This is a genomic window from Ruegeria sp. AA3, assembly GCF_056542905.1.
In genome coordinates, this window is record NZ_JBQGAQ010000006.1 from 61,308 (window position 1) to 80,742 (window position 19,435).

The window sequence follows — 19,435 nt, forward strand, 5'->3', positions numbered from 1 at the left end:
AAGGACTTGGAATGGCGCGCCCCGTTGTTGGAATTATCGGCAACTCTTACTTGATGAATGATCAGTACCCGACGCATGCGGGCGGGACGATGAATTCTGATGCGGTGTCCAACGTATCGGATTGTCTGCCTTTGCTGATACCTGCTGATCCGCGCTATGTATCGGTCGACGAATTGCTAGAGGTTTGTGACGGGTTTTTGCTGACAGGCGGGCGCCCCAATGTTCATCCTGAGGAATATGGCGAGCCCGCAACCGAAGCGCATGGTGAGTTCGACCGCGCACGGGATGCGATCACGCTGCCTCTGGTCCGGGCTTGTGCCGAGCGGGGGCAGCCGTTTTTTGGGATCTGCCGAGGATTTCAGGAAGTGAACGTCGCCTTGGGTGGCACGCTTTATCCTGAAATTCGCGATCTTCCTGGGCGCCAGAACCACCGCATGCCACCCGATGGCACGTTGGAGGAAAAGTTTGCCCTGCGGCACGTCGTGAAGATGACCGAAGGTGGAGTTTTCCACCGCTTGTTGGGGGCGGCTGAAGTGATGACCAACACACTTCACGGGCAGGGGATCAAAACATTGGGCGAGAATGTGGTGATTGACGGCCACGCCCCTGATGGAACGCCCGAGGCGATTTATGTCAAGGACGCGCCCGGATTTACCCTGTCGGTCCAGTGGCATCCAGAGTGGGATGCGGCGAATGACCCAGTCTCACGGCCGCTGTTCCAGGCGTTCGGACGCGCTGTTCACGCTTGGGCCGAAGGGAATGAGGCGGCCCGTTTCCAGCGCACGGCCTGAAGGTGAATTGGCCCGACGCGGCGCCGGACCAAATCGTTCTTAGACCATTAAGTTGAACTGTTTGTTCAGCGGCAGGCTGCGCGCGCGCTCTCCGGTCAGATCAAACAACGCGTTCCCCAAAGCGGGCATCGAGGGAGGAGTACCCGGCTCACCGACACCACCCAGATGTTTCTGGGTTTCGAGTACCCGGACTTCTGTTACCGGAGTGCTGTGCATCCGCAGCCCGTCATAGTCCGGGAAGTTCAGTTGTTCGACTTCCCCATCCGAGAAGGCGATCTCGCCTGAGGTCGCGGCCGAAAGGCCATAGATCATGCCGCCAATCATCTGCGCTTCAACTGTTGCCGGATCGAGCGCGAGGCCGACATCGCAGGCGATCCAGGCCTTGCGGATGCGGATGGTTCCATCCTCGTCCACCACCTCGATCACCTGCGCGACCGGGGTCCCAAAGCTGTAAGTCATCGCCACGCCACGTCCGACACCATTTGGGGTCTTGCCGGTCCAACCTGACATCTCCTTGACGGCTTCAAGACATCCCGCAGCTGGGGCGAATTCGGTCTTGGTCAGTTCAATCCGAAAGTCCAGCGGGTCACGCCCGGCGGCATGGGCCATCTCGTCCAAAAAGGTCTCGTGAAAGAAACCATTGTGGCTGTTGCCGACCGAGCGCCAGAAACCAACCGGTACGGCCAGATCAGCGATGTGGCCGCTCATGCGATAATTCGGAACGGCGTAAGGTTGGTTGAAGAAACCTTCGACAAGGACTTTGTCGGGTCCCCCGCCGGAAAAGCCGGTATATCGCTTCACGGCTTGCTGGGTTGGGGATTGGGAGGCGACCTTGCCGTCGATCAGAACGGCTTTGCTGTCCTTCACCGCACCACGCATCCGGGCCTTGGCACCTGGACGGTAGTAATCGTGACGCATATCCTCTTCACGGCTCCAGGTGGTCTGAACCGGGGTGCCGGGCATCGCCATGGCGATTTTGGTTGCAATCTCGCCGAAATCCAGCTCGCCCCGGCGGCCGAAGCCTCCACCCAAATAGGTGGTGTGAATCTGAACTGCCTCGGTCTCAAGCCCGGCGGTGTTGGCCACCCGCATCTGGATCAGCGTCGGCGCCTGATTGCCGCACCACAGGTCCAGCTTGTTACCGGTATAGAGCGCCGTGGCGTTCATCGGTTCCATCGTGGCATGGGCCAGATAGGGCACGGTGTATTCCGCCGTGATCTCGGTCGCACCTTCGGGTAGGGTTTCGACATCGCCATCATCGCGCATGGTCGAGTTCGGCGCGTCATCGAACGCCTTGGCAATTTGCGCGAATATCGCGTCGGTTTCGGGCGGATAGGGGGCTTCACCCCAATCCACGTCGATCGCCTCGACCGCCTGCATGGCAAGCCATGTGTTGTTGGCAATCACCGCAACGCCGGTGCCCAGATCGACGATCTTTTCAACACCGGGCATGGTTTCGGCCGCGCTGGCGTCAAAGCCGTTCATGGTGCCGCCCAGTTTGGGGTTCATGCGGACCGAGGCGAATTTCAGACCCTTGGGGCGCACGTCGATGCCAAACTCGGCGGTGCCGGTGGATTTACCCGGAATGTCGATGCGGGGCAGGGATTTGCCGATCAAACGCCATTCGGACGGGGCACGCAGGGTGACCTCGGGTGGCTCGATCTGGCCTGCGGCCTCGGCCAGTTCGGTATAGGGAATGTGCGTGCCATCCGGGACAACGACCGCGCCATTTTCAGTCTTGAGCTGGTCGCGTTCGACGCCCAACTGATCCGCTGCAGCCTGTTTCAGCGTCTCGCGCGCTGTGGCACCGGCCATCCGCATCCGCTCGAACCCGTCTTTCATCGAGGTCGAACCCCCGGTGACCTGCAGGCTAAGCGTTCGACCCAGAACACCCAGTGCTTCACCTAGATTGTGCTGGAAATCCGAGATGTCATAGCCCTTGCCCGGCAGGCTTTCGCCCATAAGGGCGTGGTTGTAATAGGCCGCAGCAGCAGGACCGTGCAGCACGCGGATATCGTCCAGTTCGACATCCAATTCTTCGGCGATCAGCGCCGCCCAGGTGGTCATCACGCCCTGACCCATCTCAGCACGCGGCGCGAACAGGGTCACGCCCTGCTGATCGATCAGAACAAAGGGGCTGAGCGCGGTTTCACCTTCACGCGGCTTCAGCGGATTCGCGGCAGGACGAGTGACATAATAGGCGCCAAAGGCCACGCCACCGACAATGGCGGCTGATCCGATCAGGAAGGTGCGGCGCAGGATTTTTCCGATGCTTGCCATGGATCAGGCCTCCTTCAGCTTAGATGCGGCGTCGTGGATGGCAGCGCGGATGCGGGGATAGGTTCCGCAGCGGCACAGGTTGCCCTGCATGGCGTCGTCGATATCAGCGTCCGATGGGGCTGGGTTTTCGGCCAGAAGGGCTGCGGCCTGCATGATCTGGCCCGACTGGCAATAGCCGCATTGGGCCACTTGATGATCAACCCAGGCCTTCTGGATCGTTGCCATGGCGTCAGGTGTACCAAGCCCTTCGATCGTGGTGACATCTCCCCAAACATCCGAAAGTGCCACCTGGCAGGACCGCACGGCCTCACCATCAATATGAACTGTGCAGGCACCGCAGGCGGCCACGCCGCAACCGAACTTAGTGCCGGTCAGTCCAACCTCATCTCGCAGCACCCACAGCAAGGGCACATCATCAGGCAGATCAACCTGATGGGTCTTTCCGTTGATCTTTAGGGCCGTCGCCATGGCGCACCTCTCTTAGCTTTGGCTGGTCTCTGACATATTTAATGGAAAGTGTCAGCTTGTCAATTGACAAAATATACAAGAAATGTCAGAGGTTCTCTCATGACGAGTGCAAATGAAGAATCCAAGACTGCGGCCATTCTGAGTTCGGCTTTTCGAGCCTTCGCAGCTTATGGGTTTCGCAAGACGTCCATGGATGACATCGCCAAAGGGGCAGGGATGTCGCGGCCCGCAGTATATCTGCATTACAAAAATAAAGAGGCCATCGTCCGCGAGCTGACTCAGTATTACTACGACGAAAAAGTCATACTGGTGACTGAGGCATTGGCCGGTGAAGGCTCTTTGTCGGAAATTCTTGCAGGCGCCGTCCAAGCACAATCCCAAGGGATGGCCGAGATTTTGGCATCGCCACATGGGCTTGAAATGCTCGATGCAACAAAGTCCATGTCGACCGACATCGTTCAGGAGGGTGAGGCCAAACTAACGCGTCTTTACGCGGATTGGTTGCGTCGTGAAAATTCTGCTGGTCGTGCGCATTTGCCGGTTGGCCCGGATGAGGCCGCAAAAACGATAACAACATCGCTGAAGGGCATCAAAATGACGGCCTCCAGCGCTGAAGAATTCGAGCAGGGCATTTCGCAATTGGCCACGCTGTTGGGCGCGGCACTGGAGATCAGGTAACGCGCTGACGGATCTTGTATTCCGGCTTGTCCCACAATTTGTTGGTGATGATGTCGGCAAGAATTTGGGCGGCCTGTTCCACATCACCTTCATCGATATACAACGGCGTGAAGCCGAAACGCATGATGTCGGGCGCTCGGAAATCACCGATCACGCCACGCGCGATCAAGGCCTGCATGGCAGCGTAGCCTTCATTAAAATGAAACGAGACCTGACTGCCGCGCTGGGCAGGATCACGGGGGCTCGCCAGGGATAAGTCGGGGCAGGTGGCTTCGACGCGAGCGATGAACAACTCGGTCAATTCGATGGATTTGGCACGCACATCGGCCATTTCGGCCATATCCCAGATATCCATCGCCGCCGACAAGGCGGCCATCTGGATGACCGGTGGGGTGCCGACCCGCATCCGCTCGATCCCGGCACCGGGGCGATAGTCGAGATCGAAAGCAAAGGGGGATTCATGCCCCAACCAGCCCGAAAGCGCCGGGCGCACTTTTCCAGACAAGCGTGGGGCCACATAGATAAAGGCGGGCGCACCCGGGCCACCGTTGAGATATTTGTACGTGCAGCCAACAGCGAAATCCGCATTGCAGTCGGACAGATCAACCGGGACGGCCCCCGCAGAGTGTGCCAGATCCCAAACCGTCACGACGCCATTGGCATGGGCGAGTTCGGTCAGTGCTTTCATGTCATGCATACGACCCGAGCGGTAGTCGACTTCGGTCAGCATCAGAACCGCGACCTCTTCGGTGATATGCTCGGCAACATCCTGAGGGTCGACCACGCGCAATTCATAGTCGGGCCCCAGTGACTGCAGCAGACCGTCGGCCATGTATAAGTCAGACGGGAAATTGCCGTTGTCAGACAGGACTACTCTGCGAGTAGGGTTCAGTTCTAGCGCTGAGGCAACCGCCTGATACACCTTGATCGACAGAGTATCGCCCACCACAACGCTGCCAGGCTCAGCACCGATCAGCCGTCCGATCCTGTCGCCCAGTCCGGTCGGCATACCCATCCAACCGGCCTTGTTCCACCCGGTGATGAGCATCTGCCCCCACTCATCCTTCAACATGCCCTCGACGCGGTTCGCTGCCGATTTCGGCAACGGACCCAGGGAGTTGCCGTCCAGATACAACACGCCTTCGGGTAAATGGAACATGGATTTGGTTGTGGCGAAATCGGTCATGGATTTTCTTTTCTACAGCTTTGGTTCGGATGTTTGACTTTGGCCTATCTGATCTGAACCAACCTGTCCATTCTTGGCACCTCGTGCCTTGTTGGCTTGAACGTGCGCCTACTTTTCAGGATGCGACAACCTTTGCTTTTGCCTTCAAAGTCAGAAAGCGATAACACAGCGCCCAGAAACGACATGCGTGGGTGTGTGTCACCGCTTTGGGGAAGGCCATGCGCTGGATCGATCTTCCACCTGTTTGGCTTGTGGGTTTTGCCGCGTTGGCTTGGGTGCAAGCGCGCGTGCTGCCGGTGGGGCTGTCTTTGAACGGGGCGTTGACGGATTTGCTCAGCGGCATTCTTGTCGGAGGCGGCATTATTCTTGCGATCATGGCTGTGGTCGAATTCCGCCGTCACCGCACCACTGTTCTTCCGCATGAAACGCCGTCAACGATGGTTCAATCAGGTATCTATAAACGCAGCCGCAACCCGATTTATTTGGGCGATGTGCTGATATTGGCGGGATTGATCTTGCGCTTCGACGCGGTGTTGTCGTTGGTGTTGCTTCCGATCTTTGTCTGGCTTTTGGAGCGCCGTTTTATCATTCCCGAGGAAGACAGGTTGCGCCGCACATTCCGCGCCGATTTCGCGCGCTACGAACGCAAAACACGGCGATGGATTTAAGGGTGTGGTCATCATGACACAGCACTATAATTGCTGCGCTTGCGAAATAATCTTGCGCAGGATACATGTCTGCTTGTCATTCTATGCTGAACACCCACCTGGCCTGAATCTAAAATTAGGGGGAACCGACTGGTGAAAATTGGGACGCCAAAGGAAACGTATAAGGGCGAGAACCGGGTCGCGATGACTCCGGACTCGGCCGTGCAGTTGCAGAAACTGGGTTTTGAATGCCTGATCGAAAAAGGCGCGGGCGCTGCTGCGGGGTTTTCGGATGCCGCTTATGAAGCTGCTGGCGTTGAGGTCATGAAGACCGCAGCCTCGCTTTGGAAGGCGGCAGATATCATTGCCAAGGTTCGTCAGCCTGATGCCACCGAGCTGAAGCGGCTGAACAAGGACAAGACCCTGATTTCTTTCTTCAACCCTGCCGGCAACGAAGAGGGAATGGAGGCCGCAAAGTCCAAGGGCGCGACTGTCATCGCGATGGAGATGGTGCCGCGTATTTCGCGCGCGCAGAAGATGGACGCGCTGTCTTCGATGGCCAATATCGCCGGTTACCGCGCGGTGATCGAGGCGGGCAACAACTTTGGCCGATTCTTTACCGGTCAGGTGACGGCGGCCGGTAAAGTTCCGCCTGCCAAGGTGCTGATCGTAGGCGCTGGCGTGGCGGGGCTGGCGGCGATCGGGACGTCGACTTCGTTAGGTGCGATCACCTATGCGTTTGATGTGCGCCCGGAAGTGGCCGAGCAGGTCGAATCCATGGGGGCCGAGTTCGTCTATCTGGACTTCGAGGAAGAACAGCAAGACGGAGCGGCGACCGGTGGTTACGCCTCGGTCCAGTCTGAAGAATTCCGCGAGGCACAACTGGCCAAGTTCCGCGAGCTTGCTCCGGAAATGGATATCGTCATAACCACTGCGCTGATCCCAAACCACGAAGCACCCGAGCTTTGGACCAAGGACATGGTCGAGGCGATGAAGCCGGGTTCGGTCATCGTTGATTTGGCTGCAGAAAAGGGCGGCAACTGTAAGCTCACCGTGCCGGATGAGAAGATCGTGACCGACAACGGCGTGACCATCATCGGCTATACTGACTTCCCCAGCCGGATGGCAGCGCAGTCTTCTTCGCTGTATGCGACCAACATCCGACACATGATGACCGACCTGACTCCCGAGAAGGACGGCAAAGTCAATCACGACATGGAAGATGACGTGATCCGCGGCGCGACCGTGACCCACGAGGGTGAGATCACCTTCCCTCCGCCACCGCCCAAGGTGCAGGCGATTGCGGCGCAGAAAAAGCCTGAAGTCAAAGAACTGACCCCTGAAGAGAAAAAAGCGCAGGAAATCGCGGCCTTCAAGGCGCAAACCAAGCAGCAGTTCACTCTGCTTGGAGTCGGTGGCGCGCTGATGCTGCTGGTCGGGCTGGTTGCTCCGGCCAGCTTCATGCAGCACTTCATTGTCTTTGTTCTGGCGATCTTCGTGGGATTCCAAGTGATCTGGAACGTCTCACACAGCTTACACACTCCGCTGATGGCGATCACTAACGCGATCTCGTCGATCATCATCGTCGGGGCCTTGATGCAGATCGGATCGGGGTCATTCCTGGTCATTCTGCTGGCAGCGCTTAGCGTCTTCATGGCCGGGATCAACATCTTCGGCGGCTTCCTCGTAACCCGGCGCATGCTCGCCATGTTCCAGAAATCTTAAGGAGGCCGGGCACATGGAATTTGGCTTCACTACTGCCGCCTACGTTGTTGCGGCTGTTCTGTTCATCCTTTCGCTCGGCGGTCTGTCGAACCAAGAAAGCGCAAAGCGCGCGGTTTGGTACGGCATCGTCGGTATGGCGCTGGCGGTCTTTGCCACGCTGGTTGGCCCGGGTTCCGGCCTGTGGCTGCTGTCGCTACTGCTGATCGTCGGCGGCGGTCTGATCGGTCAGTACGTGGCGCAGCGCGTCCAGATGACCGAGATGCCGCAGCTTGTGGCCGCGATGCACTCGCTGGTCGGTCTGGCGGCTGTGTTCGTGGGTTTCAATGCGCATTTTGAGATTGGCAACGTGGCGCAAGTCATGGCTATTGCTGACAGCGCGAAAGAAGCGGACCTGTCCAATCTGGGCGCCTTTGCCAAGCTGATTGCTAAGAAAACATCGGCCGAGCTGGCGATCCTGCACGTAGAACTGTTCTTGGGCATCTTTATTGGTGCGATCACCTTTACTGGCTCAGTCGTGGCCTATGGCAAGCTGGCCGGGAAGGTGACTTCGGCTGCGACCAAGCTACCCGGCGGCCACGCGCTGAACGCGGCGGCTGCGGGTCTCTCGCTGATCTGCTTGGTGTGGTACACCTCGACCGGTGGCTTCTTTCCGTTGTTCCTGATGACGCTGGCGGCGCTGTTTATCGGCTATCACCTGATCATGGGCATCGGTGGTGCCGACATGCCGGTGGTTGTGTCGATGCTGAACTCGTATTCGGGCTGGGCAGCGGCGGCCATTGGTTTCTCGCTGGGCAACGACCTGCTGATTGTGGTTGGTGCGCTGGTGGGCTCGTCTGGTGCGATCCTGTCTTACATCATGTGCAAGGCGATGAACCGTCACTTTGTGAGCGTGATCTTGGGCGGCTTTGGCGGCCCGCAGGGTGAACAGATGGCTGTTGAAGGCGAGCAGGTCGCGATTGAAGCTGACGGCGTGGCTGCGGCACTGAACGACGCCGATAGCATCGTCATCATCCCCGGTTACGGCATGGCCGTGGCACAGGCGCAGCAATCGGTCAGTGAACTGGTCCGTAAGCTGCGTGCCAAAGGCAAGAACGTGCGCTTTGCGATCCACCCAGTCGCGGGTCGTCTGCCCGGCCATATGAACGTTCTGCTGGCCGAGGCAAAGGTGCCGTATGATATTGTTCTGGAAATGGACGAAATCAATGATGACTTCCCTGATACGGATGTCGCCATCGTCATCGGCTCGAACGACATTGTAAACCCTGCGGCGCAGGAGGACCCCAATAGCCCGATCGCCGGGATGCCGGTTCTGGAATGCTGGAAAGCGAAGCAGGTGTTCGTGTCGAAACGCGGTCAGGGCACAGGGTATTCAGGTATCGAAAACCCGCTGTTCTTCAAGGAAAACACCCGCATGTTCTATGGCGATGCAAAGGCGTCCTTGGACAAGCTGTTGCCAATGATCGATTGATCACGGGACATGACCAAATTGCAAAGGGCGCCTTGGGGCGCCCTTTTCTTTTTTGATTGAGGGGGCTTTGCCCCCTTGGACCCCCTGGAGTATTTGGGGCCAGATGAAGCAAGCGGATATGGTATTACAGTGACGTTGGGCGATTGTTGGGAGGATTCAGATGCAGAAAGTGAATGGCATAGGTGGCGTGTTTTTTCGCGCTAAAGATCCGGAGGCTCTGAGTGCGTGGTATGAGGAGCATCTGGGAGTTAATCACTACGACCCCGTCCCCTGGAAACAGCGTGAAGGCTATACCGTGTTTGCGCCGTTTGCGCAGGATACCGACTATTTCGGCAGGGCTGATCAGCAATGGATGATCAATTTTCGTGTCGATGATTTGGATGCCATGATTGCACAGCTAGAGACTGCCGGAATTACAGTTGAAACGCATCCTGATTGGGATAGCGAGGTTGGTAAATTTGCACGTATTCACGATCCCGAGGGGAACCCCATCGAGCTCTGGCAGCCAAATCAATGACATAGCGGGTTGTATACCATTGTATCCTCGTAACTATATGAAATAAAAAGATAATTGATGTATTCCGTGGGCTGCGTATAGTGCCGGAAGCCTTGGGGAATGATCCATGACTCCGATAGATGACCATCCGCTGCGCTATGCGCTGGCCAATGAACTGCATGCGCGACCCTTTCCGGTGGCTTCAGCACCCTGCACCGTGGTATTTCTGGCGATCAAGAAAACGGATGCCGCAGCGGCCCGGGATCGCAATCTGGATATGGCGCATCTGATCGACTTGCTGAATCGCCACGGTGCGCAGCACCCGCAGCCAGGCGCGACGCATTATGCTGGTCAAATCGGGCGCCATTGGCTGAAATGGGAACAGCATACCGAGTTTGTGACATACACGGCCATTGCGCAGAATGTCAGTGATCGGGCTTTTAATCCCGCGGATTTCGAAGTGTTCCCGCCCGATTGGTTGATGGCTAGCCCGGGACGGCGGATCACATCGATCATGATGCGTGTGGTCGAGCGGTCAGAGGATGCCCTGGTCACGCAAGCGCTGTCGGACTGGTTCGAGCCTGAAAGCCTGGCTGTGGCTAGCGTTCTGGATGACTCGGCGATTTGCGCCAGCGATTTTCGTATCGACCCGGCCGGTCACATGCGGTTTGCGCTGTTTGTTTCGAAATTTGCCGGTCAACGCAGAACAGGTCGAATTCTCCAGCGTCTTTGCGAAATCGAAACCTATAAAGCGATGTCCATGCTCGGCTTCGCCCGCGTCAAAGACCTGATGCCACGCATCGGTGAACTTGATAAGAAACTGTCCGATCTGATGGTCCAGATGACCGATGAATCCGCAGCCCCTGACGATCTGTTGCTGCAATTGCTGTCGACTTCGACCGAGTTGGAAACAATATCCGCGCGCACTTCGTTCCGTTTTGGGGCGACCGGAGCCTATGAGGCGATCGTCAACCAGAGGATAACGGTTCTGCGCGAGGAACGGTTTCAGGGTCGTCAGAACTTTGCTGACTTCATGATGCGCAGGTATGACCCTGCTATCCGAACAGTGAAATCCACCGAACGTCGCCTGCAAGCCTTATCCGACCGCGCCATTCGGGCGGGTGAGCTGTTGCGTACCCGGGTGGATGTTGAGCGTAGTGCGCAGAACCAGGCTTTGCTGGAAAGCATGGACCGACGCGCCGATCTGGCGTTGCGGTTGCAGCACACCGTCGAAGGGCTTTCAGTGGTTGCGATCAGCTATTATGCGGTCTCGCTTGTTAGCTACTTTCTGTATCCACTGACGAAGATCGGGATCAGCAAGGGGATGCTGACAGCAGCGGTGACAGTCCCGGTTGTACTGGGAGTTTGGCTTGCCATACGTCAAATTCGCAAGCGGTTGGAATAGACGGTATTTGCCAAATGCCGAAGGACCTGTAGAACCGTCATAATTTGGCAAAATTCTCGAGGGTAATCCGTGATCGGTATATTGGCAGCATGGCGCGCAGTCGCCGCCATGTTCATCCTAAATGGTGCTTTGTTTGGCATTTGGGCCTCGCGCATTCCAGCGGTACGCGACCGGCTGGAACTAAGCCACGAGGCACTAGGGTATGGCCTACTGTTTATGGCAGCGGGAGCGGTTTGTTCTTTTCCTATCACCGGGAAACTGACGGATCGGTTCGGGGCTGTGGCGATCACGCGGATTATCGCGGTTCTTTATACTGCCTCGCTGATCCTGCTGGCGTTTGCGAATGGGTTCTGGGCGCTGGCCGCGTTCCTGTTCTTATTTGGTGCATTTCACGGTTCGATGGACGTAGCCATGAACGCTTGGGCCGCAGAAGTTGAGCAAGCCTATGACAAACCAGTCATGTCATCATTCCATGCAATGTGGAGCCTCGGCGCAGGGCTAGGGGCTCTCAGCGGCTATGCTGCGGTTCAAATGGGGCTGAGCGTGGTTCAGCATTTCCTGCTGGCAGGGGGCATCGTTGTGGGGCTGGCATTGGCTTTGTCTTGGGTGCAATGGACGTCTCGCCGGTCGGAGGCCAAGAAAGGATCGGTTTTTGCATTGCCTTCCGGTGCTTTGGTGCTGGTTGGATTTACGGCACTCTGTGGAGCTTTGGGTGAGGGCGCGGTGGCAGATTGGAGTGCGATCTTCCTGCGCGACGTGATAGGCGCCGCTGAGAGCATTGCAGCTCTAGGTTATGCTGTTTTCTCGGTAACAATGGTGTTGTTTAGATTGGCGGGCGGTTTTGTAATTTCCCGATTTGGACCCGTGGCAACGGCACGTTTTGGCGGCATCTGCGCTGCACTGGGGGTCTATACCGTGGTATCAGCCAGTGAGGCAGGGCTCGCTCTGGCAGGGTTTGCCCTGATGGGGCTCGGCTATGCTGTGATCATGCCTTTGGCGTTTAGTCGTGCCGCAAATGATCGGCGTGTCCCACCGGGTCAGGCGATCGCTAGTGTCGCGACTTTGGGGTACGGAGGATTGTTGATCGGGCCGCCTCTGATCGGTTTCTTGGCGGAATTGATGACCTTGAGATTGGCGTTTGCGGTTCTGTTGCCGCTGGCCGTCCTGATCATTGTGCTAGCCGGCGCGCTGAAGCGCGCCGACTGAAGTTGCTTAGCGTCCGCGAATACGCGGATCAAGCGCGTCGCGTAGCCCGTCGCCCAGATAGTTCACGCTCAACACGGTCAGCGAGATTGCAAGTCCGGGCCAGAACACGCGCTCGGGGTATTGCTGCAAATAGTCGACGCCGTCGAAAAGCAGGCGACCCCATGTCGGGAAGTCCGGCGGGAAGCCGAGGCCGAGGAAGGACAGAGCGCTTTCTGTGATGATCGCCGTCGCGATACCCAAGGTTGCAGACACCATGATTGGAGACAACACGTTCGGCAGAATATGCCGAGTAATGATCTGCGTGTTGCTGGTGCCGATGGACCGGGCAGCAAGAACGAACTCACGTTCCTTGATTGCCAGCACGTCACCGCGCACGATCCGGGCGGTGGGCATCCATGAGGTGATACCGATGGCACAGACGATCAGGATGAAGATCCCGCGTTCCAGTCCGAATGCAGCGGACAAAGGCTCGCGGAACAGCAGCATCATCACCAACAACAAGGGCAACAGAGGCAGGGCCAGGAACAAATCGGTCAGGCGCATCAGCGGCCCATCAAGGCGTTTGAAGAACCCGGCAACAACTCCGATCAATGACCCAAGGAACAGAGCCAGAAGCATCGCAGTGATGCCCACTGAAACCGAGGTCTGCCCACCCGACATCATGCGCGCCAGAATATCGCGACCCAACTGGTCGGTTCCAAAGGGGTGCGCCCAACTGGGGCCTTGATTGCGCGAACGGATGTCGATCTGAGTGGGATCAATGCTCCACAAGTAAGGACCCAAATAAACACCGGCTACGATGAAGATGAACAGAATCGCTCCAATCATCGCGCCTTTGTGGGTTTTGAACTGGTCCCAGACATCGCGCCACTGGCTGCGGGGTGGTGTAGCCAGCTCTTCCATGACGTCAGTGGTTGGCAGAGCGGTCGAGGCGGGCGCAAGTCCTTCGTCCGGGACCAGCGTATCGGTACGATCATGATCAGTCATAGCGAATCCTCGGGTCCAGAATGCCGTAGAGCACATCGGCGATCAGGTTGAACAGCACGATTAGCACCGCAAAGATGAAGGTTAGCGTCTGCACCATCGGCAGATCATTGGCCTGGATGGCCCCGATCAGCAATTGGCCGATACCGTTCACCTTGAACACCTGCTCGGTGATGATGGCGCCGCCGAAGATGGCCGGGATACCCAGTGCAATCACCGTGACCACGGGGATCATCGAGTTGCGCAGGACATGGACCATGACCACGGTGTACTCGCTGAGGCCCTTGGCACGCGCGGTACGGACGTAATCCTGATTGAGATTGTCCAGCATCGAAGCGCGCATGAACCGGCTGAGTTGTGCGGTGATCTGCAACGCCAAAACCATGACCGGCATGATCATCTGTTTCAGTTGCAACATGAAACTGTCCCAACTGTTCACCACCAGGGTGGTATCGTAAATCGACGGAAACCAGCCGAGCTGAACCGAGAAGATCACGATCACCAGCACGCCCGAGAAGAAGGGCGGGACCGAGAAGCCGACCATCGACACGAATGTGCCCATTTGGTCGAACCAGGAATACTGGCGGTACGCGGAATAGATGCCGATGGGCAGGGCGATCAGGATGGCGACCACATAGGCGGTGCCAACAACCCACAGGGTCTGCGGGATACGCTGAACGACGATGTCCATAACGGGCGAACGCGTCTGCCACGAAATCACACGCAGATCACCTTCGGAAAAGGTCGTGCCAAACATCGCATCGATTAGCACCTGCGGTTCAATCCAGAAGAATTGCACGATCCATTTCCAGAACCGGATATGCATCGGCTGACCGAGGCCAAGTGCCTCGCGCATCTTCTCTTTGACTTCGGGGGGGACGGTGAGCGGGACCTGCGCCATCGGGTCGCCAGGTGCGAGTTCGAGAAGCAGGAAGATGACGAGGCTGATGAACAGAAGCGTCGGAATCGCCAGCACCAGTCGTCGAATGGTAAAGTTAAGCATTAAGAGGCGCCTTTATATGCGTCTTCTTGTTGGAGTGGTCTGCAAATGACCGCGCCCCGAAAGTGATCGGGGCGCGGTTTTGCAAGGCTAACGCTTAGGAACCTGTCTTGCGGTACCAGTCCGCAATGTTCCACAGCTCGCTGTCCCAAACATTCAGGACAACACCACCCAGAGTGTTTGCGTGCGCTGACAGACGACCGCGGTGAACCAGCGGGATCATACCGCCGTTTTCGACCATGATGTCATTCAACTGACGCGCGATCTGCGCGCGCTCATCCGCACCAGCGGTTTCGGCCAGCTGTGCGTGCAGCTTGTCATAATCCGCGTTGCAGAAACGGCTGATGTTTTCACCCTGCCACTGGCTTTCCGGCTTGGGTGCCTTATCGCACAGGCCGTTGCCCAGATAGGACTGCGGATCGGTGCCATTGAAGGTGTTCGCATACATCTCAACGTCTGCGTAGAACTTCTGGAAGGTATCGGGCGAGCCCGGATCACCGCCGAAGAAGACAGATGCGTTGATATTACGCAGCTCGGTTTCGATGCCGATCTGGCTCCACCACTCCTTGATCAGCGCTTGGAAGTCCTGACGGACGGCGTTGGTCGAGGTCTGATAGACCACTTTCAGTGGCACACCGTCTTTTTCACGAACGCCGTCGCCATCGGAATCGACGATGCCCGCATCATCCAGCAGCTTTTTCGCGCCTTCTATGTCCTGCGTGTCGCAGCTGAAGGTGTCGGAATTCACCGCTGCAGGTGCGGGAACCCAGTTACAGGTGACCTTACCGGCCTGACCGTATCCGATTTCAACCAGCAGTGGCCGGTCGATGGCCAGCGACATCGCCTTATATACAGCCGGATCCTGCAGGAACGGATGCGGATGCGTTGCAGTTGAACGCTCGCCTTCCGGCAGATCTGGCGACGGGTTGGTCTGGTTCAGCATGATGCGTTCAACCAACGGACCAAAGCCTGCAACCGGAGTACCTTTGCCGCCTTCCTGCATCTGCGCGATGACTTCAGGTGCCAGCTGCAGGTTCCAGGCATAGTCAAACTCGCCGGTTTCCATCACCGCACGGCCAGCTGCTGTCGCGTCGCCGCCGCCTTTGAAGGTCACGGTTGCAAAGGCTGGTTTCGCCGGGTCGCGATAGTTGTCGTTAGCCTTGAAGGTGATCACGTCATTGGGCTTGAATTCGGTGACAACAAATGGGCCGGTGCCGATCGGGTTAAAGTTCTGCTCGGTGCATTCGGGTGCTTTGGCCCCCATGCAATCCGCGAACTGGGCCGCCTGGATGATCGGGCTCTCGCCACCCACGAACGGGCCATAGGGGAACGGAGTCGGCGCATCAAATGTGACTTTGACAGTCAGATCATCGACAGCCTCAACATTGGTGACGCCTTCAAATTTGGTCACCTGCGCACAACCGCCTTCTGGGTCCATGCAATAGTTTGCGGTAAACACAACGTCAGCTGAGGTGAACGGTGTGCCGTCTGACCAAGTGATTCCCGGTGCGATTTTCCAGGTGATTGAGGTCAGGTCTTCGCTGACACCACCATTTGCAACCGTTGGGATCTCGGATGCCAGGAACGGAACCATTTCGCCGTCTTGATTGTACCGGGCCAGGGGCTCAATCACCAACGAAGCTGATTCCACATCCTTGGTGCCGCCCGAAAGGAACGGGTTCAGGATTGACGGTGCTTGCCAGTAAATGATGCTGACATTGCCGTCCGATCCACGCTCGGCCATGGCCATCGGGGCCATTGCCGTGCTTGCAATCGCACCAAGCAAAAGGGTTTTGATTTTCATCATACACTCCATGTTGGACACGTACGTGTCTCGATTATCTCCGCGATGCCCGCGGATTTGGCGTTGCCGTCAAAGGGGGTAAGAGTATGGAAACAAACGAAAACGATAGTTTCGCCCACGTGTTTTCCGTCCTCTCCCCAGAACGGTTACGCGGCGTATCGAAACAGAGTTTTGGAAAATTGCAAGCCTTGCCGTGCGAATTTTGACCAATCGGTTTGACTTTTCACATCCCTCGGCCTTAGCGTTTGGCACTCAATCCGAAAAGCCGCCAAGGGGAGAGCGCGCGTGCTGGATCAGCCAATTGCCCAGATTAAAAAACTACGGGTCGAATTCCAAACAAAAGATGGCCCGGTGGTCGGGGTCGAGGATGTCTCGTTCGAGGTCAATCCGGGCGAAACCGTCTGTATCGTAGGCGAATCGGGGTCGGGCAAGTCGGTCTCATCCTTGTCGTTGATGCGCCTGGTCGAGTTCGGCGGTGGCGAAATTGCGGGCGGGCAATTGCTGTTCGACCGCCGCGATGGCGAAGAGATGAATTTGGCCGGTGCAGATCAGGATCTGATGAAACAGATTCGCGGAAACGAGATCGGAATGATCTTTCAGGAGCCGATGACGGCCTTGAACCCGGTGTTCACCGTTGGACGGCAATTGACTGAAGGATTGCGAATCCACAAGGACATGACCAAAGCGCAGGCCGAGGACCGCGCGCTGGAGCTGCTGCGGCAGGTGAGAATCCCCGAACCCGAGCGGCGCCTGAAACAATATCCGCATGAACTGTCCGGCGGTATGCGCCAACGCGTGGTAATCGCCATGGCGATGGCATGTGAGCCGCGCCTGCTGATCGCGGATGAGCCCACAACAGCACTGGACGTGACCATTCAGGCCGAAATCCTGGCGTTGATGGATCGCCTCAAGCGTGAAACCGGCACAGCGGTCATGTTCATCACCCACGATATGGCTGTGGTTGCACAGATGGCGGATCGTGTTGTGGTCATGTTCAGGGGTAACAAAGTCGAAGAGGGTACGGTCAAAGAAATCTTCGAGAACCCGCAGCACGACTACACCAAGGCACTGTTGGCAGCGGTTCCGAAACTGGGTGAGATGCAAGGCAAAGCCGCACCTGAGCCAATGAAACTGCTGGGTGAGGAAGGCCAGACCATCGCGCCGATCCCGGGCACCAACGAGGTTCTGCTGACGGTCAAGAACCTAACCACGCGCTTTGCGGTGAAAGGCGGATTGCTGCGCCGGACCATCTCGAACGTGCATGCGGTCGAAGATGTCTCGTTCACGCTGAACCGGGGGCAGACCCTCAGCCTTGTGGGTGAATCAGGTTGCGGCAAGTCGTCGGCAGGGCGCTCGATCCTGCGGCTGGTCGAACCGATGGCGGGTGAGGTTGATCTGGACGGGGTCGACATCATGAAGCTGGATCAGGCAGGGCTGCGCAAAGCGCGGCTGGACATGCAGATGATCTTTCAGGACCCGTTCGCCTCGCTCAATCCGCAGATGCAGTTGGTCGATCAGGTGGCCGAGCCTATGCGCAACTACGGCGTTGCGTCTGGATCCGAATTGCAGGATCGCGTGGCGCAATTGTTCGACAAGGTGCAATTGCCGCGAAGTTTCATGCGCCGCTTCCCGCATGAGATGTCCGGTGGTCAGCGTCAACGGATCGCAATTGCACGCGCCTTGGCGCTTAACCCCAAATTGATCATCGCGGATGAGGCTGTATCGGCGCTGGACGTCTCGGTTCAGGCGCAGGTGCTGAATCTGATGATGGAGCTGCAATCCGAACTTAGCCTCAGCTATCTGTTTATCAGCCACGATATGGCAGTGGTCGAGCGGGTCAGTCACCATGTCGGTGTGATGTATCTGGGGCGTATTGTCGAACTGGGTCCGCGTGCCCGTGTTTTCGAAAACCCGCAGCATGCATATACGCAAGCCTTGATGAAAGCGGTTCCGATTGCGGACCCGAACAAGCGCAAGTCTGAAAAAGATCTGAACTTCAAGCCTATTCCGTCCCCGATTCATCCAATCGGTTACGAGCCGGAGCCATCGGAGTACAATGAGGTCGAGCCCGGTCACTTCGTGTTGACGACTGACAGCGGATATTGACTCCCATGGCCGAACGCCTGACGCCGCTTGAAATCATGACCCGGCTGATTTCGTTCCCAACGGTCAGCCGTGACACAAACCTTCCGCTGGTGGATTGGGTCGAGGGGTATCTGCAAAGCCATGGAATCGACTCCGATCGCTGGCCGGATCCGGACCAACCACACAAGGCGGCAATTTTCGCGCATGTCGGCCCTTGGGAAGAGGGTGCTATCGTGCTGTCGGGGCACACGGATGTTGTGCCGGTCGATGGCCAACCCTGGGATACAGATCCTTTTGTCGTAACCGAGAAAGACGGAAAGTATTACGGGCGTGGCACCTGCGATATGAAGGGCTTTGACGCACTGGCGATTTGGGCTCTGGTTGAGGCGCACTACGCTGATGTGAAACGCCCCCTGCAACTGGCGCTGAGCTTTGATGAAGAAGTGGGATGCACAGGTGCGCCGCCGATGATTCAGGCTATGCAGAAGGTCTTACCCAAGGGCTCGGCAGTGATCGTGGGCGAGCCGTCAACGATGCAGGCCGTTACCGGACACAAAGGCGGGTTCGGCTACGACACACATGTGGTGGGGTTCGAAGTTCACAGCTCGATCATGCATACCGGTGTTAATGCGATTATGGCGGCCGCACCGCTGATCGATTGGGCCAATCAGCGTAACGCTGAAAATATGGCGGCGGAACCATCAGACATTGCCGCCGTATTCGACCCGCCATGGACGACATGTCATGTTGGCATGATCGAGGGTGGCACCGCGCATAACATTACCGCCAAGGATTGCCGGTTCATGATGGATTTCCGGGTTGTGCCCGGCGAACAAGCTGCACAATGGCGCGACGCCTATCTTGATCAGGTTCGGCAGGCTGAGGTGCAGATTCAGGCCGTTCATCCCGAAGCACGCATAGACGTGTCCGATCATTTCGCTGTGCCTGCATTGGTGCCTGAAACCGAAGGTGAGGCTGAGATACTTGTACGCTCTCTGACTGGCGACAACGCGACTCATGTCGTCAGCTACGGCACAGAGGCGGGACAATTCCAAGAGGCCGGGTACTCGGCGGTAATTTGCGGCCCCGGCGATATAGCGCAAGCGCATCAACCAAATGAATTCATAGAAGTTTCTCAGTTCAATGCGGGTCACAAATTCATGGAGCGTCTGGTCCAGCGTCTCTGCAAATAACACCTGAAGGGAGATCTAA

At 57.3% G+C, this 19,435-nt stretch carries 16 protein-coding genes; 10 read left to right on the top strand and 6 right to left on the bottom strand.

The features are described from left to right. The first annotated feature begins 11 nt into the window (after positions 1 to 11). Positions 12 to 791, top strand: a complete 780-nt coding sequence (locus tag ACR0JR_RS12035) for a gamma-glutamyl-gamma-aminobutyrate hydrolase family protein (protein WP_029622151.1) — start codon at positions 12 to 14, stop codon at positions 789 to 791. Between the two features lie 39 nt (positions 792 to 830). On the opposite strand, the gene ACR0JR_RS12040 is transcribed toward ACR0JR_RS12035, so the two are convergent. Then, positions 831 to 3,071 (bottom strand): xanthine dehydrogenase family protein molybdopterin-binding subunit, encoded by a 2,241-nt coding sequence (locus ACR0JR_RS12040; protein ID WP_480456335.1) that lies wholly within the window; start codon positions 3,069 to 3,071, stop codon positions 831 to 833. A 3-nt stretch (positions 3,072 to 3,074) separates the two neighbouring features. After that, positions 3,075 to 3,539 (bottom strand): (2Fe-2S)-binding protein, encoded by a 465-nt coding sequence (locus ACR0JR_RS12045; RefSeq protein ID WP_170476616.1) that lies wholly within the window; start codon positions 3,537 to 3,539, stop codon positions 3,075 to 3,077. 99 nt (positions 3,540 to 3,638) lie between these two features. On the opposite strand from ACR0JR_RS12045, the gene ACR0JR_RS12050 reads away from it, so the two are divergent. Beyond that, positions 3,639 to 4,217 carry a TetR/AcrR family transcriptional regulator gene (locus ACR0JR_RS12050; RefSeq protein WP_480456337.1) on the top strand — a complete coding sequence of 193 codons (579 nt, stop codon included), beginning with the start codon at positions 3,639 to 3,641 and terminating at the stop codon, positions 4,215 to 4,217. On the opposite strand, the gene kynU is transcribed toward ACR0JR_RS12050, so the two are convergent. Next, on the bottom strand, positions 4,210 to 5,403 hold the full coding sequence (gene kynU / locus ACR0JR_RS12055; protein ID WP_480456339.1) for a kynureninase: 1,194 nt from the start codon (positions 5,401 to 5,403) through the stop codon (positions 4,210 to 4,212). The genes ACR0JR_RS12050 and kynU overlap by 8 nt on opposite strands. Positions 5,404 to 5,621: 218 nt before the next feature. Between kynU and ACR0JR_RS12060 the strand changes: the two genes are divergently transcribed. The 6 genes from ACR0JR_RS12060 (at position 5,622) to ACR0JR_RS12085 (ending at position 12,350) form a co-directional block, all read left to right on the top strand. Then, positions 5,622 to 6,071 carry a methyltransferase family protein gene (locus ACR0JR_RS12060; protein ID WP_480456341.1) on the top strand — a complete coding sequence of 150 codons (450 nt, stop codon included), beginning with the start codon at positions 5,622 to 5,624 and terminating at the stop codon, positions 6,069 to 6,071. A 132-nt stretch (positions 6,072 to 6,203) separates the two neighbouring features. Beyond that, entirely contained in the window at positions 6,204 to 7,775 is a 1,572-nt protein-coding gene (locus tag ACR0JR_RS12065; RefSeq protein ID WP_480456342.1) for a Re/Si-specific NAD(P)(+) transhydrogenase subunit alpha, read from the top strand. Positions 7,776 to 7,788: 13 nt separating this feature from the next. After that, positions 7,789 to 9,243, top strand: a complete 1,455-nt coding sequence (locus ACR0JR_RS12070; protein WP_170476605.1) for an NAD(P)(+) transhydrogenase (Re/Si-specific) subunit beta — start codon at positions 7,789 to 7,791, stop codon at positions 9,241 to 9,243. Between the two features lie 160 nt (positions 9,244 to 9,403). Continuing rightward, positions 9,404 to 9,760, top strand: a complete 357-nt coding sequence (locus tag ACR0JR_RS12075; protein ID WP_170780611.1) for a VOC family protein — start codon at positions 9,404 to 9,406, stop codon at positions 9,758 to 9,760. A 106-nt stretch (positions 9,761 to 9,866) separates the two neighbouring features. Beyond that, positions 9,867 to 11,144: a DUF3422 family protein gene (locus tag ACR0JR_RS12080; RefSeq protein ID WP_480456344.1), complete on the top strand. Its 1,278-nt coding sequence runs from the start codon at positions 9,867 to 9,869 to the stop codon at positions 11,142 to 11,144. Between the two features lie 69 nt (positions 11,145 to 11,213). After that, positions 11,214 to 12,350, top strand: coding sequence for an MFS transporter (locus ACR0JR_RS12085; protein WP_480456346.1), 1,137 nt, complete (start codon positions 11,214 to 11,216; stop codon positions 12,348 to 12,350). A 6-nt stretch (positions 12,351 to 12,356) separates the two neighbouring features. Here ACR0JR_RS12085 and ACR0JR_RS12090 read toward each other — a convergent pair whose 3' ends face one another. The 3 genes from ACR0JR_RS12090 to ACR0JR_RS12100 form a co-directional block, all read right to left on the bottom strand. Continuing rightward, on the bottom strand, positions 12,357 to 13,337 hold the full coding sequence (locus tag ACR0JR_RS12090; protein WP_480456348.1) for an ABC transporter permease: 981 nt from the start codon (positions 13,335 to 13,337) through the stop codon (positions 12,357 to 12,359). Beyond that, the gene (locus tag ACR0JR_RS12095; RefSeq protein WP_480456350.1) at positions 13,330 to 14,337 is read right to left on the bottom strand and encodes an ABC transporter permease; all 1,008 of its coding nucleotides are present in this window, start codon (positions 14,335 to 14,337) and stop codon (positions 13,330 to 13,332) included. Before ACR0JR_RS12095 ends, ACR0JR_RS12090 begins: the two co-directional genes overlap by 8 nt. Positions 14,338 to 14,431: 94 nt before the next feature. Next, a complete protein-coding gene (locus ACR0JR_RS12100) occupies positions 14,432 to 16,138 on the bottom strand; it encodes a peptide ABC transporter substrate-binding protein (protein WP_010442802.1) in 1,707 nt (568 codons plus the stop codon). Between the two features lie 285 nt (positions 16,139 to 16,423). On the opposite strand from ACR0JR_RS12100, the gene ACR0JR_RS12105 reads away from it, so the two are divergent. Both ACR0JR_RS12105 and argE read left to right on the top strand, forming a co-directional pair. Next, entirely contained in the window at positions 16,424 to 18,244 is a 1,821-nt protein-coding gene (locus ACR0JR_RS12105) for an ABC transporter ATP-binding protein (RefSeq protein ID WP_319546594.1), read from the top strand. Positions 18,245 to 18,249: 5 nt separating this feature from the next. Continuing rightward, the gene (gene argE, locus ACR0JR_RS12110) at positions 18,250 to 19,416 is read left to right on the top strand and encodes an acetylornithine deacetylase (protein ID WP_480456353.1); all 1,167 of its coding nucleotides are present in this window, start codon (positions 18,250 to 18,252) and stop codon (positions 19,414 to 19,416) included. The last annotated feature ends 19 nt before the right edge of the window (positions 19,417 to 19,435 follow it).

Coding starts and splice junctions, on each gene's coding strand:
- ACR0JR_RS12035 (WP_029622151.1), top strand. CDS start 12: ATGGCGCGCCCCGTTGTTGGAATTATCGGCAACTCTTACTTGATGAAT.
- ACR0JR_RS12040 (WP_480456335.1), bottom strand. CDS start 3,071: ATGGCAAGCATCGGAAAAATCCTGCGCCGCACCTTCCTGATCGGATCA.
- ACR0JR_RS12045 (WP_170476616.1), bottom strand. CDS start 3,539: ATGGCGACGGCCCTAAAGATCAACGGAAAGACCCATCAGGTTGATCTG.
- ACR0JR_RS12050 (WP_480456337.1), top strand. CDS start 3,639: ATGACGAGTGCAAATGAAGAATCCAAGACTGCGGCCATTCTGAGTTCG.
- kynU (WP_480456339.1), bottom strand. CDS start 5,403: ATGACCGATTTCGCCACAACCAAATCCATGTTCCATTTACCCGAAGGC.
- ACR0JR_RS12060 (WP_480456341.1), top strand. CDS start 5,622: ATGCGCTGGATCGATCTTCCACCTGTTTGGCTTGTGGGTTTTGCCGCG.
- ACR0JR_RS12070 (WP_170476605.1), top strand. CDS start 7,789: ATGGAATTTGGCTTCACTACTGCCGCCTACGTTGTTGCGGCTGTTCTG.
- ACR0JR_RS12075 (WP_170780611.1), top strand. CDS start 9,404: ATGCAGAAAGTGAATGGCATAGGTGGCGTGTTTTTTCGCGCTAAAGAT.
- ACR0JR_RS12080 (WP_480456344.1), top strand. CDS start 9,867: ATGACTCCGATAGATGACCATCCGCTGCGCTATGCGCTGGCCAATGAA.
- ACR0JR_RS12090 (WP_480456348.1), bottom strand. CDS start 13,337: ATGACTGATCATGATCGTACCGATACGCTGGTCCCGGACGAAGGACTT.
- ACR0JR_RS12095 (WP_480456350.1), bottom strand. CDS start 14,337: ATGCTTAACTTTACCATTCGACGACTGGTGCTGGCGATTCCGACGCTT.
- ACR0JR_RS12100 (WP_010442802.1), bottom strand. CDS start 16,138: ATGAAAATCAAAACCCTTTTGCTTGGTGCGATTGCAAGCACGGCAATG.
- argE (WP_480456353.1), top strand. CDS start 18,250: ATGGCCGAACGCCTGACGCCGCTTGAAATCATGACCCGGCTGATTTCG.